The organism is Pseudomonas sp. TH34, from assembly GCF_016650865.1.
Classification (GTDB): domain Bacteria; phylum Pseudomonadota; class Gammaproteobacteria; order Pseudomonadales; family Pseudomonadaceae; genus Aquipseudomonas; species Aquipseudomonas yamanorum.
Map to the genome: position 1 here is coordinate 1 of NZ_JAEKFB010000019.1, position 16,076 is coordinate 16,076.

14 protein-coding genes and 1 pseudogene are annotated in these 16,076 nt (G+C 59.0%); 5 read left to right on the forward strand and 10 right to left on the reverse strand.

Annotated elements, in window-relative coordinates; genetic code table 11:
* Nucleotides 1–81 precede the first annotated feature (81 nt).
* Nucleotides 82–1,412: pseudogene (locus JFU58_RS12810) on the forward strand (IS4 family transposase).
* A 164-nt stretch (nt 1,413–1,576) separates the two neighbouring features.
* Here JFU58_RS12810 and yjiA read toward each other — a convergent pair.
* The 3 genes from yjiA to JFU58_RS12825 form a co-directional block, all read right to left on the reverse strand.
* Complete coding sequence (yjiA, locus tag JFU58_RS12815) at nt 1,577–2,542, reverse strand: GTPase (RefSeq protein ID WP_201140846.1); 966 nt, start codon at nt 2,540–2,542, stop codon at nt 1,577–1,579.
* 157 nt (nt 2,543–2,699) lie between these two features.
* A complete protein-coding gene (locus tag JFU58_RS12820) occupies nt 2,700–2,897 on the reverse strand; it encodes a YbdD/YjiX family protein (protein ID WP_003176208.1) in 198 nt (65 codons plus the stop codon).
* A gap of 15 nt (nt 2,898–2,912) precedes the next feature.
* Entirely contained in the window at nt 2,913–4,979 is a 2,067-nt protein-coding gene (locus tag JFU58_RS12825) for a carbon starvation CstA family protein (RefSeq protein ID WP_063027003.1), read from the reverse strand.
* Nucleotides 4,980–5,152: 173 nt separating this feature from the next.
* On the opposite strand from JFU58_RS12825, the gene JFU58_RS12830 reads away from it, so the two are divergent.
* Entirely contained in the window at nt 5,153–5,521 is a 369-nt protein-coding gene (locus tag JFU58_RS12830; RefSeq protein WP_201140848.1) for a PilZ domain-containing protein, read from the forward strand.
* A gap of 116 nt (nt 5,522–5,637) precedes the next feature.
* Here JFU58_RS12830 and radA read toward each other — a convergent pair whose 3' ends face one another.
* From radA to katB, 3 genes are read right to left on the reverse strand one after another with little or no spacing between them, the layout of a single operon-like run.
* Nucleotides 5,638–7,005 (reverse strand): DNA repair protein RadA, encoded by a 1,368-nt coding sequence (gene radA, locus JFU58_RS12835; RefSeq protein WP_201140851.1) that lies wholly within the window; start codon nt 7,003–7,005, stop codon nt 5,638–5,640.
* A gap of 35 nt (nt 7,006–7,040) precedes the next feature.
* Nucleotides 7,041–7,580 carry an ankyrin repeat domain-containing protein gene (locus JFU58_RS12840; RefSeq protein WP_177070193.1) on the reverse strand — a complete coding sequence of 180 codons (540 nt, stop codon included), beginning with the start codon at nt 7,578–7,580 and terminating at the stop codon, nt 7,041–7,043.
* A gap of 52 nt (nt 7,581–7,632) precedes the next feature.
* Nucleotides 7,633–9,174 (reverse strand): catalase KatB, encoded by a 1,542-nt coding sequence (katB, locus tag JFU58_RS12845; RefSeq protein ID WP_017477839.1) that lies wholly within the window; start codon nt 9,172–9,174, stop codon nt 7,633–7,635.
* A gap of 286 nt (nt 9,175–9,460) precedes the next feature.
* On the opposite strand from katB, the gene mscL reads away from it, so the two are divergent.
* Nucleotides 9,461–9,877 carry a large-conductance mechanosensitive channel protein MscL gene (mscL, locus tag JFU58_RS12850; RefSeq protein WP_010174913.1) on the forward strand — a complete coding sequence of 139 codons (417 nt, stop codon included), beginning with the start codon at nt 9,461–9,463 and terminating at the stop codon, nt 9,875–9,877.
* Nucleotides 9,878–9,919: 42 nt separating this feature from the next.
* Here the strand turns inward: mscL and JFU58_RS12855 are convergent, their stop codons facing one another.
* Nucleotides 9,920–10,696 (reverse strand): ferredoxin--NADP reductase, encoded by a 777-nt coding sequence (locus JFU58_RS12855; protein WP_201140852.1) that lies wholly within the window; start codon nt 10,694–10,696, stop codon nt 9,920–9,922.
* Nucleotides 10,697–11,099: 403 nt separating this feature from the next.
* On the opposite strand from JFU58_RS12855, the gene JFU58_RS12860 reads away from it, so the two are divergent.
* Nucleotides 11,100–11,810 (forward strand): helix-turn-helix transcriptional regulator, encoded by a 711-nt coding sequence (locus JFU58_RS12860; RefSeq protein WP_063026996.1) that lies wholly within the window; start codon nt 11,100–11,102, stop codon nt 11,808–11,810.
* 128 nt (nt 11,811–11,938) lie between these two features.
* Entirely contained in the window at nt 11,939–13,063 is a 1,125-nt protein-coding gene (locus JFU58_RS12865; RefSeq protein WP_201140853.1) for a methyltransferase, read from the forward strand.
* A gap of 41 nt (nt 13,064–13,104) precedes the next feature.
* Here JFU58_RS12865 and JFU58_RS12870 read toward each other — a convergent pair whose 3' ends face one another.
* Genes JFU58_RS12870 through JFU58_RS12880 form a run of 3 tightly spaced genes read right to left on the reverse strand, consistent with a single transcriptional unit; the run spans nt 13,105 to nt 15,735 of the window.
* Nucleotides 13,105–13,272 (reverse strand): DUF2474 domain-containing protein, encoded by a 168-nt coding sequence (locus tag JFU58_RS12870; protein ID WP_003215809.1) that lies wholly within the window; start codon nt 13,270–13,272, stop codon nt 13,105–13,107.
* 12 nt (nt 13,273–13,284) lie between these two features.
* Nucleotides 13,285–14,292, reverse strand: a complete 1,008-nt coding sequence (cydB, locus tag JFU58_RS12875) for a cytochrome d ubiquinol oxidase subunit II (protein ID WP_008432810.1) — start codon at nt 14,290–14,292, stop codon at nt 13,285–13,287.
* Between the two features lie 3 nt (nt 14,293–14,295).
* Nucleotides 14,296–15,735, reverse strand: a complete 1,440-nt coding sequence (locus tag JFU58_RS12880) for a cytochrome ubiquinol oxidase subunit I (protein ID WP_008432808.1) — start codon at nt 15,733–15,735, stop codon at nt 14,296–14,298.
* Nucleotides 15,736–16,076: the final 341 nt, after the last annotated feature.

Sequence of the window (16,076 nt, forward strand, 5' to 3'; positions counted from 1 at the left end):
TAATGCTGTTCACTTAAGCATTTGAGCCCACGCCGGGCTTCCTAGAAAATCCGATACCAGACCTCTGGCATCGGATTTTTTATGTCTGTTCAACAGGACCTGCTTGACCTCGGCGACCTTTTCAACTTCTGCGACCTGAGCACCTTTACCCAAAATATTCCCATTGAGTGGGTAGCGTCTGCGCTGGATCTTTCCAGTCAGGCCACCATTCGCCGGCGTCGCCTGCCCGCTGATCAAGTGCTTTGGTTGGTACTGGGGATGGCGCTATTTCGAGATGAGCCGGTTCACGAAGTGGCCAGACGTTTGAACATCTGCGCCCAAGGCCTGGCTTCTGACCACTTGTTGGCCCGCAGCGGTGTGACCGAGGCGCGAAAGCGGCTCGGTGCCGATCCTGTTGAGTGGCTGTTTCGCAAGACCGGTACTCAATGGGGGGCGGAGCGCTACGACGATGATGCCTGGCACGACCTGCAGGTATTCGCGGTGGACGGTGCACTTTTACGCACTCCGGATACGCCCGAGCTGCGAGATCACTTTGGATCGGGAAACACCCCGAGTGAGCGCCAGACACCGTTTCCCATGCTGCGCCTGGTGGCGCTGATGAATGTGCGTTCGCATGTGATCCTGGATGCTCAATTGAGCCCTTACCGACGCAGTGAAATGCGCTTGGCCGACGAGTTTTTGCAGCAGATTCCCGACCACTCAGTGACGCTGTTCGACAAAGGGTTCTGGGGCGCCGAGCTACTGTCGAGTTTGAGCCGTTCGGGCACCCACCGTCATTGGTTGATCCCGGCAAAAAAGGACTGGTCTGTGAGGAAGTGGCCCGTTACAGCATGCATGACCGTTTGGTGCGCATGAAAGTCTCACCGCAGGCCAGAAAGCGAAATCCGGTCCTTCCATCGCACTGGGAGGTACGTGAAGTCAGCTATGAAATGCAAGGCAAAGTGAAGACCGTCATGACGTCCTTGCCGGCCGAGACCTACAACACCAAGGCCGTTGCCAAGCTTTATCAGGAACGCTGGGAGATCGAGCTGGGCTTCAGGGACATCAAGAGTTCGATGCAACAGAACGCTATGACCTTGCGCAGCAAAAAAGTCGAGCTGATTTATCAGGAGGTGTGGGGACTTTTGCTGGCTTACAACGTAATTCGTCGGGAAGCCAGTCAGGCAGCGGTGGCGTTTGGCCGAGCGCCCTCGGACATCCGTTTCAAACCGGCTTGTCAGTACATCGCGGTGCAATTGATTGTGATGGCTGCGGCCAACCCGATTTCAGCGACAGGGAGACGATTGGCAGAGTTAAGGGCAGGTATCGGAGGATTGTTTCTGGATCACCGTCCAAGGCCTTCGAGGCCAAGGACGGTGAAGATCTCAAAAACCCGATTTCCAGTAGACCGTAAGGCTGCTCCGCTTAAGTGAACAGCATTAGGCCTTTGAGCCGGGCTTTTTTTTGGCCGATTTCAAATTGAAATAAGGTCAAATGTGGGAGCTGGCTTGCCTGCGATAGCGGTGTGCCAGTTGAGATACCTGTAACTGACACACCGCTATCGCAGGCAAGCCAGCTCCCACATATTGAGTGCATTTCAAGTCAGGGTTTGGTGGACCCGGGCAAAGCCTTCGCGAATCTTCTCTTCCGGCAACTCGTCAGCAATAAACACAATCACACTTTCCCGCGTCTCGCCTTCGGCCCATTCGGTATCCCAATCAAACCCGTAGAGCTTCAGCACGCCCTGGAACACCATGCGCCGGTCTTCCCCGGCAATGTTCAGCACGCCCTTGTAGCGCAGCAATTGCTTGCCGTGGTCTTCCAGCAGCTCGTTCATGAACTCGCTGAGTTTGTCGATATCCAGCGGCTGGTCAGTGCGCAGCACCAGGCTGGAAATGCGATCGATGGACGGCGCCTGGCTCACCGGGCGCAGACTCATGCCGGCGTTGAGGTTGAAGCCGCGCACATCCAGCAGTTCGGCGAGGTCGATCTTGCCGTGTTCCACCACGCGAATCGGTGCCCGACGGTTAATGCGGGTCAGGCGCTCGCTGAGGGCGTCAAAAGTGGCGTCGTCCACCAGATCACGCTTGCTCACCAGTAGGCGGTCGGCAAAACCGATCTGCGCCTGGGCGATGGTCTGGGTCAGGTGGTGCTCGGCGTGGGCCGCGTCCACCAGGGTAATGATGCCGTCGAGGATGTAGCGCTCGCGCAGCTCTTCATCGATGAAAAAGGTCTGGGCCACCGGGGCCGGGTCGGCCAGGCCGGTGCATTCAATCACCAGGCGATCGAAGGCGATTTCGCCACTGTCCAGGCGCTCCAGCAGCAGGTACAGGGCCTTGGTCAGATCGGTATGGATGGTGCAGCACACGCAGCCATTGGACAGGGTCATGACTTGCACCGGCTCGGTGCCCAGCAGTTGGGTGTCGATACCGGCGTCGCTGAATTCGTTTTCGATCACGGCGATTTTCAAGCCGTGCTCGGCCTTGAGCAGGTGGCGCAACAAGGTGGTCTTGCCAGCGCCGAGAAAGCCGCTGAGGACGGTGACGGGAATGGGAGAGGACAAAGACAGTTCTCCTTAATAACTGAAGGAACACAAAACAAATGTGGGAGCGGGCTTGCTCGCGAAGGCGGCGTGTCAGTCAGCACATACCTCACTGAAAGACCGCCTTCGCGAGCAAGCCCGCTCCCACAAGGGATCACCGCAACCCGTACTTACCGGGCTAGCAGCACTTGGGCCCACCCTTGCCGCCGTAACGGGCTTCCTGGCGTTCCCTGAAGAACGCCTTGTAGTCCATCATCGGCTTGTCCGGGTGTTTGGTTTGCATATGCTCGACGTAAGTGTCGTAGTCGGGCATGCCGACCATCAGGCGTGCGGCCTGACCGAGGTATTTACCGAGGCGACTGATGTCATTGAACATGATTGCAATCCTCTATCAAGCGTCCGGGATGGCCTGGAATGGCGCTTCTTTATCCGTACGTTCCTTTTTGCCCCAGGCGGCGATGCCGACCTTGAGCGCATAGAACAGGATGCTGAAGACCACAAACAGGAACAGCGCCGTCAGCGTTGCGTTGGTGTAGGCGTTCCAGATCACGTGTTGCATCTGGTCGATGCTCTTGGCCGGTGCGAGGATCTGGCCGGCGGCCAGGGCATCGCTGTACTTCTTGGCCAGGGACAGGAAGCCGATCGCCGGGTTGGCGTCGAACAACTTGATGAAGCCTGCGGTCACGGTGCAGATCAGCAGCCAGACAGCCGGCAGCATGGTCACCCAGATGTAGCGCTGGCGTTTCATTTTGATCAGCACAACGGTGGCGAGCATCAGCGCGATACCGGCCAGCATCTGGTTGGAGATACCGAACAGCGGCCACAAGGTGTTGATGCCGCCCAGTGGGTCGATCACGCCTTGGTACAGCAGGTAACCCCACATCGCCACACAACCTGCGGTAGCGATCAGGTTGGCGGTCCAAGACTCGGTACGCTTGAGGGCCGGTACGAAGGAGCCAAGCAGATCCTGAAGCATGAAGCGACCGGCACGGGTACCGGCGTCGACTGCGGTCAGGATGAAGAGCGCTTCAAACAGGATCGCAAAGTGGTACCAGAACGCCATGGTGTTTTCACCCGGCAGGACACTGTGCAGGATCTGCGCGATACCGACCGCCAGGGTCGGCGCACCACCGGCACGGGCCAGGATGGTGGACTCACCAATGTCATGCGCCACCGCCTGCAACGCTTCCGGCGTAATTGCAAAACCCCAGCTGCTGACAGTTTGCGCAACGGTCACCACGTCAGCACCGACAATGGCGGCCGGACTGTTCATGGCAAAGTACACCCCTGGCTCGATCACCGAAGCAGCAACCATCGCCATGATGGCCACGAACGACTCCATCAACATGCCGCCGTAGCCGATGTAACGGGCGTGCCCTTCACTGGCCAGCAACTTGGGCGTGGTGCCCGAGGAGATCAGTGCGTGGAAACCCGAGACCGCGCCACAGGCGATGGTGATGAACAGGAACGGGAACAGGCCGCCCTTCCACACCGGGCCAGTGCCATCGATGAACTGGGTCAGCGCCGGCATTTTCAGGTCGGGCATGGTCACCAGGATGCCAATCGCCAGGGCGATGATGGTGCCGATTTTCAGGAAAGTAGACAGGTAGTCCCGTGGTGCGAGGATCAGCCACACTGGCAACACGGCAGCCACAAAGCCATAACCCACCAGCATCCAGGTGATCTGGATGCCGGTGAAGCTGAAGGCCTTGGCCCATACCGGGTCCGCGGCAATCTGCCCGCCCAGCCAGATCGAACCCAGCAGCAACAGCACGCCGACAATCGAGATTTCACCGATGCGGCCCGGGCGGATGTAGCGCATGTAGATGCCCATGAACATCGCGATCGGGATGGTTGCCATCACCGTGAAGATGCCCCACGGGCTTTCGGCCAGGGCCTTGACCACGATCAGCGCCAGCACCGCGAGGATGATGATCATGATCAGGAAGCAGCCAAACAGCGCGATGGTCCCGGGCACACGGCCCATTTCTTCGCGGACCATGTCCCCCAGGGAACGGCCGTTGCGCCGGGTGGACAGGAACAGGACCATGAAGTCCTGCACCGCCCCCGCCAGCACCACGCCGGCGATCAGCCACAAGGTGCCGGGCAGGTAACCCATCTGCGCGGCCAGTACCGGGCCGACCAACGGCCCTGCGCCAGCGATTGCCGCAAAGTGGTGACCGAAAAGGATGTGTTTGTTGGTCGGCACATAGTCCAGACCGTCGTTGTTGAGCACAGCGGGGGTCGCCCGCAGTGGATCAAGCTGCATCACATGATTAGCGATGAACAGACTGTAGTAACGGTAAGCAACCAGATAAATGGCCACTGCTGCGACCACAATCCACAAGGCGTTGATCGCCTCGCCGCGGCGCAAGGCCACTACGCCCAGGGCGCACGCTCCTACGATTGCCAGCAGCAGCCAGGGTAGATGGCGTAGCAGGCTATTATTATTTTTCATTTTTATATTCCAGCCAGGGTGGACAGAAAGACAGCCATCCCGAGTTTAGCGCTACTGGCCTTAAAGGCCACCCCCCTACGTTGGTCTAGAGCCTTGCCGGGGCGAAAAAAGCAGAAAAAACTGCCCAATGATGGCGCACGGCTACAATTCTTTTATCCACAGAGGGTTTCACCATGAGCGAACAGCCTTCCGACCGACGCCGTTTCCGACGCATCGCCTTCGATGCCAGGACCGAGCTCACGCAAGACGGCCATGTCTGGTCGGTGCAATTGGTAGATTTGTCGCTCAAGGGCTTGCTGGTGCAACGGCCGCGAGACTGGCACGGCCATCGCTACGAATCATTCGATGTGGACATTCATCTGGACGCGGAGACCGACGTAAAGATGCAGGTGCGGCTGACCCATGATGATCATGGGCAGCTCGGCTTTGTATGCGAGCACATCGACCTCGACTCCATCAGCCACCTGCGGCGGATAATCGAGCTGAACCTCGGCGATCAGGAGGAGCTGGAGCGGGAATTCGCGGCCTTGCTGGAGATCTGAAAATGGGGGAGCTGGCTTGCCTGCGATGGCGGTGTGTCAGTTTGCATGTCAATCAGCTGATACACCGCCATCGCGGGCAAGCCCGGCTCCCACAGGGGGTGATGTGTGGCTGGCGACTATTCGAACAGGGCATCCAGCGCCTGCTCCAGGCGCGTCACCCCGATCACTTGCAGCCCCGGTGGCATTTCTTTCGGCGCATTGCCCTTGGGCACGATGGCGCGCTTGAAGCCGTGCTTGGCCGCTTCCTTCAGGCGCTCCTGGCCGCTGGGCACCGGGCGCACTTCACCCGACAGGCCCACTTCGCCGAACACCAGCAAGTCGTGGGGCAACGGCCGGTTGCGCAGGCTGGACATCACTGCCGCCATTAATGCCAAGTCAGACGCGGTTTCCAATACCTTGACCCCGCCCACCACGTTGAGGAAAACGTCCTGGTCATGGGTGGGAATGCCGCCGTGGCGGTGCAGCACCGCCAGCAACATCGCCAGGCGGTTCTGATCCAGGCCCAGGGTGACGCGGCGCGGGTTGGCCAGGTGGCTGTCATCCACCAGCGCCTGCACTTCCACCAGCATCGGGCGGGTGCCTTCCCACGTTGCCATCACCACACTGCCCGGGACTTCTTCCTGGGCACGGGTAAGAAAAATCGCCGACGGGTTGGAGACTTCTTTCAAGCCCCGGTCAGTCATGGCGAACACTCCGAGCTCGTTGACCGCGCCAAAACGGTTCTTCACCGCCCGCAACAAACGCAACCGCCCATCGGACTCGCCTTCGAAATACAGCACGGTGTCGACCATGTGTTCCAACACCCGCGGGCCGGCCAGCGCGCCTTCCTTGGTCACGTGGCCCACCAGGAAAATCGCCGTACCGCTCTGTTTTGCATAGCGCACCAGCAGCGCGGCACTTTCCCGCACCTGGGACACGCCACCCGGTGCCGATTGCAGTTGTTCGGTGAAAATCGTCTGGATCGAGTCGATCACCATCACCTTGGGCTTTTCCAGGCGCGCGGTGGCGATGATGCTTTCGATGCAGGTTTCGGTCATCACCCGCAGTTGGTCCTGAGGCAGGCCCAGGCGGCGCGCACGCATGGCCACTTGCTGCTGGGATTCTTCACCGGTGACATACAGCGCCGGCATGCGGCTGGCGATGCTGCACAGGGTTTGCAGCAGGATCGTGGATTTACCGATGCCCGGGTCACCGCCGATCAGCACCACCGAGCCGTCCACCAGGCCGCCGCCCAGCACCCGGTCCAGCTCACCGGAGGCCGTGGAGAAACGCGGAATTTCTTCAACACTGACTTCCGCCAGGGTCTTGATCTGGGTTTGCTGCCCAGTCCAGCCGGAACGGCCGCTGGGGACCACGGCACCACCACTTTCGATCATGGTTTCGGTCAAGGTGTTCCAGGCACCACATTCAGTGCACTGGCCGGCCCACTTGGGAAAGGTCGCGCCGCACTCCGTGCAGCCATACATGCGCTTGGCCTTTGCCATTTGAGAACCTCCAACCGAAAAACCGCGATGATAGCTCAGCGCGGCGCCGGGGTACGGATTTCACCGCTGGCCAAACGTGAAGCGCTGTTACCAATCGGGTCTTCGGCGTTGAGATCCGCGCCCTTGGCTTTCAGCTCATCCAGCAATTCCACACGTTTGAACAGTCCGGCATACATGGCCGCCGTTTGTCCGGCGCCGTTGCGCTGGTCGGGGTTGCAGTCGGTGGCCAGCAGGCGCTGGGCGATTTTCAGCTCCCCCTTGAAGATCGCACCCATCAAGGCGGTGTTGCCGCGCTTGTCTTGTACACAGGCGTCGGCACCGGCGGCGAGCAATCGGTCCACGTAGGCACTTTCGCCGTGATAGGCGGCGAGAATCAGCGCCGTGTAGCCTTTTTCATCCTGGGTGTTCAGCGAATAGCCGGAGTCGATGAACGTGTTGAGCATGTCCACATCGCCACGGCGGGCGGCATCGAAGTAATAATCCTGTAGCTGTGCCTGGACCGCCTGGGGGTCAGGCGACTCGGCATGGGCGGTGAGGGCCAGCAAAGCGGTGAATAACGCGATGTAGATACGCATGGGGTTTCTCCTGCCAGGGTGTCGGCGCCCGCTCGGGCGCCGACGGGGCCAATCAGTCAGTCAGCTTTTCAGCCAGCGCCTTGACGCGGGCCAGGTCACCCTTGGCGACTTTGGTCACACCGGTGCCGTACTCCGGATCCGCCTTGTAGAGGAACGACAGGATGATGTGCTTGCTTTCGTCATCGGTGGTGGCCAGGGAGCCGCCGAAGTTGTCGATCAAGTCCTGACGCTCTTTCTTGTTGAACGAGCGGTACAGGTCGCCGGCCTGCTTGAAGTTCTGCTCACGCTGAATCTTCGCTTGCTGGGTACTGCCCGACAGGGCCGACTGGCTGTAGCGCGCGGTTTGCGGCTCTTCCCGTGGCAGCAGGCGGCTTGGCTGGTAGTTCACGCCAGTGGTGGTCTTGCCGAAGTTCATCGCGCCGTCCTGGTTACCGTTGTTGACGGTCACCCGGGGTGCGTTGATCGGCAGTTGCAGGGCGTTTGGCCCCAGGCGGTACATTTGCGTATCGGCATAGGAGAACACCCGGCCTTGCAGCAGGCGGTCTTCCGACGGCTCGATGCCCGGCACCAGGTTGGCCGGCGCCATGGCCACTTGCTCGGTTTCCTGGAAGACGTTGGCCGGGTTCCGGTTCAGCACCATTTGCCCGACTTTGCGCTCTGGCACGTTGGGCCAGATCTTGGTGGCGTCCAGCGGGTCAAAATCAAACTTGGCCAAGTCTTCAGGTTTAAGTACTTGCACATACAAGTCCCACTTGGGGAAGTCGCCCTTGTTAATGTGTGTGACCAAGTCATTGGTCATATGGCTGTAATCACGCCCTTGAACTTCAGTGACCTGTTTTGGATCAAGGTTCTTGATGCCTTGCAGGCTCTTCCAGTGGAACTTGACGTAGTGCACTTCGCCCTTGGCGTTAATCAACTTGTAGGCGTGTACACCGTTACCGTCCATTTCCCGGTAACTGGCTGGAGTACCGGAGTCCGAGTACAACTCGGTCAACGTACGAGTGGACTCCGGAACATGGGAGAAGAAGTCAAAGCGACGGGAATCGTCATCCAGGTTAGTGCGCGGGTCTGGTTTAAAGGCGTGAACCATGTCCGGGAACTTGATCGCATCGCGAATAAAGAACGTCGGGAAGTTATTACCGACCAAGTCCCAGTTACCTTCGGCGGTGTAGAACTTGGTGGCGAAGCCGCGTGGATCACGCAAGGTTTCCGGCGAATGGTTACCGTGAACGACCGCAGAAAACCGCACAAATACCGGCGTGGCTTCACCGGCGGCAAATACCTTGGCCTTGGTCAGGTCGCTGAGGTTGTCGGTGACGGTGAACGTACCGTGGGCGCCGGTGCCTCGGGCATGTACAACACGCTCCGGAATACGCTCACGATCAAAGCGCTGCAATTTCTGGATCAGTTGCACGTCTTGCAACAGGACCGGGCCATTGGCCCCGGCGGTTTGCGAATTCTGATTGTCGCCAACCGCTGCGCCATTATCGCGGGTGAGGTTGGCGGCGTGTACGGACAGCGAAAGAAGACTGGCGCTCACTACAAACAGCACCTGTCGCGCAGAAATAGGCCCGCGGCTAATAGGGTTTTTCATCGAGGTATCCTCTGGTTTTTTTAGTGCACATTGAGTTGTGCTTGCCAGAGGCTAGTGACCCGGGAGTCAGAAGATAAATAGAAAAGCCGTACCAGCCCGATTAAGAAAATAGTGTGGTAACCCCCTGAAATAGCGGGTATTCCGCGCGCGATTGATGGCACTTTGCAAACTATTTGCGATTTAATGTGTCGATAAAAACGGACACTGTAAGCAGTTGTGTCGCGCAAGCCGCGCCACACTGTCTTACACTGGCTTCTACCTCCTCATCTGTAACAAGGAATAACCTATGGGCGTGTTAAGTGAGTTCAAGGCCTTCGCGGTCAAAGGTAATGTGGTCGACATGGCCGTCGGTATTATCATCGGCGCCGCCTTCGGCAAAATCGTTTCCTCCTTTGTAGGCGACGTGGTGATGCCCCCCATCGGCCTGTTGATCGGGGGAGTCGATTTTGGCGACTTGGCCGTGACGCTCAAGGCCGCCCAGGGCGATGCCCCTGCCGTGGTGCTGGCGTACGGCAAGTTCATCCAGAGCGTGATCGACTTTGTGATCGTTGCGTTTGCGATCTTCATGGGTGTGAAGGCCATCAACCGCCTGAAGCGCGAAGAGGCCGTGGCGCCCACCTTGCCGCCGGTTCCGACCAAGGAAGAAGAGCTGCTGGGGGAGATCCGCGATCTGCTCAAGGCACAGAACAGCAAGCCCGAGTAAGCTCGGCAAACAAAACAAAGGCGCCTGCAGGGCGCCTTTGTTTTACCAGTAGTTTTCTACCGCGACCTGGCCCGGGCGACGGGTCAGGCTCAGTTGCATGTCACGCTGTTTCAGCAACTGGCGCGTGTCGTCGATCATCTGCGGGTTGCCGCAAATCATCACTCTGGAATGCTCAGGGGTCAGCTCGATGCCTGCGGCGCGTTCCAATTCGCCGTTCTCGATCAGGGTGGTAATCCGCCCATTCAGCGCGCCCGGATGTTGCTCACGGGTCACGATAGGAATGTAGGTGAGCTTGTGGGCGTGCTCCGCCAGGTACTCTCGTTCGCCCAGCTCATGGATCAACGACTGGTAAGCCAACTCCCTTGCTTCGCGGGCGCTATAGACGAGGATGATCCGCTCGAATTTTTCCCACACCTCGAAGTCCTGCAGGATCGACAGAAACGGCGCAATTCCGGTCCCGGTGCCCAGCAGCAACAGATCGCGACCATCCACAAACCGGTCCAGAGTCAAAAAGCCCGTGGCCTGGCGTTCCACCAGCAGGGTATCGCCCTCGCGCAGGCGGCTGAGTTCACTGGTGAACTCGCCACCCGGCACGACGATAGAGAAGAAATCCAGGTGCTCGTCAAAGGGCGAGGACACCACTGAATAAGCACGCCACACAATGCTGCCATCGGCCTTGGTCACCCCCAGGCGCACGAATTGCCCGGCGCGAAAGCGAAAGCCCGGGTCTCGGGTAGTGCGCAGGGTAAACAGGCTGGGGGTCAGCGATTGCACGTCGAGCAAGGTCTGGCGGGTGTATTTTTCAGCACTGGCCGTCATGGGAAACTCCATTTGCAGAGGCCCCTAGTGTCCCTCAAAGCGCCTCCTGGAAACACCGATGGTTTGTGCTGGCATTGCCGCTGCGCCCATGGGCAACCGCTGGGCAGTACTAAATATTTGGCTATTAGCCTCCTTTCAACAAGCCATTAGATGATGGAACGCAATTAAATATTAACAAGCGGCATTCACAGCAAGTCGTTAAAAAAAATAGAAAAATCTTATCGAACACCTGCACCTTGTACACCGTAGTTAGTTTGTACAAATACTCCTCATCCACCACTCAGCCGAACATAACCAAATTTTCATTTCGAGCTATAGCCGTTGTCCTACACTATTTTTTCATGCCGTAAACGGGGGCCTTGGAAGTACCCCATGTAAAAAACATGCACATGGAGAGTTACCGATGGTCAACTGGCACAACACTCGCCTGCCCAAACTCGAAGGGGAAAGCGAAATAACCAGCATGTACGAAGCTGCCCTCAACCTTACCTACGAGCTTGGCTTCCAATACTGCGCATTCACCCTTAGTTCTCATCTACCCAACAACCAAACGAAAACCGTCAACCTAAACAACTATTCAAATGAGTGGAATACGCTGTACAGACAAGAGCACTACTTTGATTTCGACCCTGTGGTTGCGCATTGCAAACGCTCGGTTCTACCGATCGTATGGGACGAGAAAACCTTTTCCTCGGTACCGGACTTATGGGCTCATGCCCAGTCCAACGGATTGAATTTCGGATGGACCCAATCGGTTCATGACTTCCAGGGTGTTTTCAGCATGTTGAGCCTGGGGCGCACCATCGGCCCAGTGGGCCCTGAAGAACTCTATGAAAAAGCCGGACAAGTCCTCTGGATTTGCCACGCCATGCACGCGGTGGTGGCCAAAAAATATGCAGACAAGCCCAGTCCGCAAGCGCCCAGCAAATTGACCCCGCGTGAAACCGAAATCCTGCAATGGTCGGCCATGGGCAAGACCGCCTCGGACATCGCCACCATCCTGTGCCTGTCCGAACGCACGGTCGGCTTCCATATCAGCAGTGCGATGAAGAAGCTAGGAGTCAGTAACAAGATTGCCGCGGTGATCACGGCAGTAAAATGCGGGTTGTTTTAAACACCGCATGTAATCCAGGGGAAAAAAAAGTAACATTTGCGGTCAGTTCCGGGTGATGACGCGAGCCCCTGATGCGCCTCGCGTCGCCGCTCACCCCGATGGTTCGCTTACCCAGAGTCTCCCCCGCCATGCCCCTGCTCGACAGCCCCTTCGCCCAACTCGACCTGATCCGTCAGCCAGAACAGCACAACGACCCGCTGCAAGCGTTTGATGCAGCCGATGAGTATTTGCTCAGCTACCTGGCGGAACAACAGCCGACGCCTGCGACCCGCGTATTGGTGCTCAACGACAGTTTCGGCGCGCTGGCGGCCAGCCTCGAAGGACATGTGCAGGTCACCTCCAGCGGTGACTCGTTCCTCGGCGCCCTGGGCCTGGAGAAAAACCTCGCGCGCAACGGCAAGGCTTTCGACGCGGTAACGCTCCTGCCCGCCAGCCAGACACCGACCGGGCCGTTCGACCGCGTACTGATCCGCGTGCCGAAAACCCTGGCCCTGCTCGAAGAACAACTGATTCGCCTGCAAGGCCAACTGGCACCCGGCGCCGAGGTGATTGCCGGGGCGATGGTCAAGCACTTGCCACGGGCCGCCGGCGAATTGCTGGAGCGCTATGTCGGCCCGATGCACGCCTCACTGGCGGTAAAAAAGGCCCGCTTGCTGATCGCCACCCAGGCCGATCGGCCACACGCCGTATCGCCCTACCCTACGCGCTACAGCCTGGAAACTCCGGCCATCGAACTGCTCAACCACGCCAACGTGTTCTGCCGCGAAGGCCTGGACATCGGCACCCGGGCCTTCCTGCCGCACCTTCCGGCAAACCTGGGGGACGCCCGCGTGGCGGACCTTGGCTGCGGCAACGGCGTGTTGGCGATTGTCAGCGCACTGCAGAATCCGCAGGCGCAGTACACGCTGGTGGATGAGTCCTATATGGCTGTGCAATCGGCCGCCGAGAACTGGCGCGCGGCATTGGGTGAGCGCGAGGTGCTGGTTCGCCCCGGCGACGGCCTGGCCGATCAAGAACCGCAATCACTGGAGGTGGTGCTGTGCAACCCGCCGTTCCACCAGCAGCAAGTGGTGGGTGATTTCCTCGCCTGGCGCATGTTCCAGCAGGCGCGGGAAGCGTTGGTAGTGGGCGGCGCCCTGTATATCGTCGGCAACCGTCACTTGGGTTATCACACCAAGTTGGCGCGGTTGTTCCGCGGCGTCGAGCAAGTGGCGACCACACCGAAGTTCGTGATTCTCAAGGCGCGCAAATAAAAAAGCCCTCCATAAAGGAGGGCAATAGTTACAACGGGATGTCAGTGGGTGGTCAGACCCGCGGCATTCATGAACATGCGCATCAGGCTGGCCACCACGAACAGGGCCAGGACGCTGCCGGTCCAGATCATCGCCAGCCAGCCCAAGCGCTGCCAGAGCGGCTTTTTCTCAGCCTGTTCAATGTCGTGCAACGAAGGTTTGCCGGACATGAGTCAATCCTCCTAGTGATAACCGTCTTCGTGGGTGACCTTGCCGCGGAACACGTAGTAGCTCCAGAAGGTGTAGCCCAGGATGAACGGGATGATGAACAGGGTGCCCACCAGCATGAAGCCCTGGCTTTGCGGCGGCGCGGCGGCGTCCCAGATCGATACCGATGGCGGGATGATATTCGGCCACAGGCTGATCCCCAGACCGCTGTAGCCGAGGAAGATCAGCACCAGCGTCAGCAGGAACGGCGTGTAGTGCGCATTGCGGGCCACGGCGCGAATCAGTCCGTACATGGTCACCAGTACCAGGATCGGCACCGGCAGGAACCAGAACAGGTTAGGCAGGGTGAACCAACGCGACGCGATTTCCGGGTGGGCCAGCGGCGTCCAGAGGCTGACGATACCGATCACCGCCAGCACCACGAAGGCCAGGGGCCGCGCCAGGTTATGCATCTTCTCCTGCAAACTGCCTTCGGTCTTCATGATCAGCCAGGTGCAACCCAGCAGCGCATACGCCACGATCAGGGCCACGCCGCAGAACATCGTGAACGGCGTCAGCCAATCCAGTGAGCCACCGGCAAACTGGCGGTCGACCACCGGGATGCCATCGATGAACGCCCCCAGCGCTACGCCCTGGAAGAACGTCGCCGCCAGCGAGCCGCCGATGAAGGCCTTGTCCCACAAGTGACGCTTGTCGTCCTTGGCCTTGAAGCGGAATTCAAACGCCACGCCTCGAAAGATCAGCCCGATCAGCATCAGCATCAGTGGCAGGTACAGCGCCGAGAGCACCACCGAATAGGCCAGCGGGAACGCGCCAAACAACGCCGCGCCGCCGAGTACCAGCCAGGTTTCGTTGCCGTCCCACACGGGGGCGACGGTGTTCATCATCACGTCACGGTCGGTCTTGCCCGGGATGAACGGGAAGAGAATGCCGATCCCCAGGTCAAAGCCGTCCATGACCACGTACATCATGATGCCGAAGATGATGATCACGGCCCAGATCAGCGGAAGATCAATACCCATGGCTCAGTTCCCCTTGTTCAAGGTGTCGCCGTGATCGGCATCGGCACTGTCATCAGCCGCCGACAACGGACGGGCCGGTGTGCGTTTCTGCCCAGGGCCACCGTGAGTAGGCTCGGTGCTTTCGTGGGTCACAGGCCCTTTGCGCACCAGGCGCATCATGTAGCCCAGGCCCGCGCCGAACAGCGCGAAATACACCACCACAAACAACACCAACGTAATGCTCATCTGCGCAAAGCTGTGGTTGGACGAAGCGTCCGCGGTGCGCATCAGCCCGTAGACCACCCACGGCTGTCGGCCGATTTCGGTGGTGAACCAACCGGCGAGAATCGCGATCAGGCCGGACGGGCCCATCCACAGCGCCAGGTACAGGAACGGCTTGGACGTGTACATCTTGTCGCCACGGCGCAGCCAGAGGCTGAACAGGCCGGTGAAAATCATCAGGAAGCCCAGGCCCACCATGACCCGGAAGGACCAGAACACGATGGTCGAGTTGGGACGATCCTCAGGCGGGAACTCCTTGAGGGCCGGCACCTGCTTGTCCAGGGAGTGGGTCAGGATCAGGCTGCCCAGGTACGGGATTTCCACCGCGAACTTGGTTTTTTCAGCCTTCATGTCCGGCCAGCCGAACAGGATCAGCGGCGTGGGCTCGTTGCCGATATTTTCCCAGTGGCCTTCAATCGCGGCGATCTTCGCCGGCTGATGCTTGAGGGTATTCAGGCCGTGGAAGTCACCGATGACCGCCTGGATCGGCGCGACAATCAGCGCCATCCACATCGCCATCGACAGCATGGTGCGGATCGCGGGATTGTCCTTGCCGCGCAGCAAGTGCCAGGCTGCCGAAGAACCGACGAAGAACGCGGTCGCGACGAAGGCTGCCGTGGCCATGTGCATCAGGCGGTAAGGGAACGACGGGTTGAAAATCACGGCCAGCCAGTCGGTAGGAATCACCCGGCCATCAATGATTTCAAAACCCTGTGGTGTCTGCATCCAGCTGTTGGAGGCGAGAATCCAGAAGGTCGAGATCAGCGTGCCGACGGCCACCATCACCGTGGCAAAGAAGTGCAGCTTGCGCCCGACCTTGTTCCAGCCGAACAGCATGACCCCAAGGAAGCCGGCTTCGAGGAAGAACGCCGTGAGCACTTCATAGGTCAGCAACGGCCCGGTGACGGCACCGGCGAAGTCCGAGAAGCGGCTCCAGTTGGTGCCGAACTGATAGGCCATCACCAGACCGGAGACCACGCCCATGCCGAAGTTGACGGCAAAGATCTTCGACCAGAAATGGTAGAGGTCACGGTAGGTGTCGTTGTGGGTCTTGAGCCACAGGCCTTCCAGCACCGCAAGGTAACTGGCCAGGCCAATGGTGATGGCCGGGAACAGGATATGGAATGAGATGGTGAACGCGAATTGAATTCGGGCGAGATCTAGCGCCTCCAAACCGAACATAAGTCTTCCTCTGTCAGGTAATACCGAATGCTGGCTGGAGGCCTGCACCCACTGCCCCCACGGATATGGAGTGTGGCGAATTCAAATTCGTTTCTTTTTATAACCAACCACGCAGGGATTCTGGCCTTGCGGCCGCCAGAGCAATCCCGGCGAAGGTTTTGATCTGGATCAAGCATTGCTGAAAGAGTAGTCCCATTTTCGCGAGAGCAAGGCGTGGTCTTTTGCCGCGTGACAGGTTGCCTCAGTGGTCACTGGGCGTTGCCTCTGGTGAGATTGGGCGTGCTTTGGGTGTATATCCGTTATCTGGGTAACGGCCGCCTATGGTTCCGCTCTTACAGCGG